At 62.9% G+C, this 1,678-nt stretch carries 2 protein-coding genes and 1 pseudogene; 1 reads left to right on the plus strand and 2 read right to left on the minus strand.

Translation table 11 applies throughout. The features are described from left to right. Positions 1 to 753: AI-2E family transporter (locus tag EN925_RS34850; protein ID WP_164894623.1), on the minus strand; the 753-nt coding region annotated here is incomplete at its 3' end. Between the two features lies 1 nt (position 754). Continuing rightward, the gene (locus tag EN925_RS34855) at positions 755 to 1,282 is read right to left on the minus strand and encodes a CDP-alcohol phosphatidyltransferase family protein (RefSeq protein ID WP_013532444.1); all 528 of its coding nucleotides are present in this window, start codon (positions 1,280 to 1,282) and stop codon (positions 755 to 757) included. A 238-nt stretch (positions 1,283 to 1,520) separates the two neighbouring features. Between EN925_RS34855 and EN925_RS41190 the strand changes: the two are divergent. Continuing rightward, a pseudogene (locus EN925_RS41190) lies at positions 1,521 to 1,678 on the plus strand (phosphoribosylformylglycinamidine cyclo-ligase); the annotation flags it as partial.

Below are 1,678 nucleotides of genomic sequence, written 5' to 3' on the forward strand. Positions count from 1 at the left end.
CGTCAGCCCGGTGGCATACATGGCGCCCAGCACCAGGCACAGCGTGCCCTGGCCACGCACGAAGCCTGCCGTGGCGGTGTTGATGTCCCGTGCGATGGCGCGCACGGTCTGGACGTTGTCGCGTGGCACCCAGCCGTCGATGACCGCCACCATGCGGTCCCAGTCGAGCAGCATGTAGAAGGCGACCACCGGTGTCACCACGAACAGGCTGACCACAGAAACCAGCGCCATGCCGGAACTCCACAGCGAGGTGAAGACGGTGGTGACAAAACCGAAGCCGGAGGTCAGCAGCGAATTCAGCCCGTCGCGCAAGCTATTGGCGTTGACGCCGAACTTCTGCTCCAGCCATTTCGGATCGAACGAGGTGATCAGGCTTTGCAGCCGGGTCAGATATTCCGGCAATTTGCCGGCGAAATCGGCCATCTGCGTGGCCAGAACCGGAATGAGGATGACAAAGGCCAGGACCAGCACGATGAGGAAGGTGATGAGGATGACCACCGTCGCCATGAAACGCGACAGGCCGAGCCGCTGCAGCCGGTCGGCAACGGGATCGAGGAAATAGGCAAGCACCATGCCGGCGACGAAGGGCAGCAGGATGGCGCTGAAGACATAGAGGAAAAGCGCCAGCAGCGCGGCGCCGGCCAGCCAGAAGAAGATCTGGCGGCGAAAGGTCGCGGACGCGGCGATGTCGGCGGCCGCGGCCTCGATCGCCGCCGCTTCTGTCTCGGATGTCCGGAGTGGAGCCTTCGTCATGTCAGCTCATGTGCCTCAGCCAAGTCACGAGATAGGCTGCGGCCGAAGCCACGGTCAAGACCCCAGACAGCAATATGAGAACCGGCCTCAGCGGGTCGAGATGAACCGACAGGGCAAGTTCACCCAGCACAACCGCCGCCAGCACGATCTGGATGGCGGTGTTGGCCTTCGACACGAAAAGCGGTTTCATCTCGACCGGATGGGCCATGACGGCGGACAGCAAAACCGCGCAGACGATCAACGCGTCGCGCGACACCATGGTGACGACCAGCCACAGCGGCAATTGCCCGATGAGGCCCATGACCACGAACACCGAAACCAGCAGCAGCTTGTCGGCGATCGGATCGAGATAGGCGCCGAGCGTGGACTGCTGGTTGAAACGGCGGGCGATGAAGCCATCGACGCCGTCCGAAATGCCGGCGACGAGGAACCCGGCAAAAGCCCAGTCCCAGCGCGCCTGCAGCATCGCCAGCACCACCGCCGGCACCAGGACAAGGCGCAGGATGGTGATCAGGTTGGGGATGGTCAAATGCCTGGCACCTCCTCTTGGTCGGAGATAGATGATGAAGATGGCGGGTGGCAACAAGGGAGGAGCTGCCGATCTCCCCGCACGGGAGCGGCCTTCAGCTTGGCTTTCGCCAATCACGAGCGCCTGTACGTGCGCGCTGTCCACGGTTTTGTAGGCCGAGATGGCCGTTATCCTTGCGGACAGAAACCGTTCATGCGAAGAGCCCGCGACAAGGAAAATTGCTGAACGGGCACCAGAAATGAGCAAGCGCGACGTGAACAAGCGCAAGAACGGGCTCACCTATGCCGAGGCCGGTGTCGATATCGATGCCGGCAATCTCATGGTCGAGAAGATCAAGCCGCTGGTGCGCGCGACGCGCCGGCCGGGCGCCGATGGCGAGATCGGCGGTTTTGGCGG

The sequence above is a fragment of the Mesorhizobium sp. M7A.F.Ca.US.006.04.2.1 genome (assembly GCF_004022915.1).
Taxonomy (GTDB): domain Bacteria; phylum Pseudomonadota; class Alphaproteobacteria; order Rhizobiales; family Rhizobiaceae; genus Mesorhizobium; species Mesorhizobium ciceri.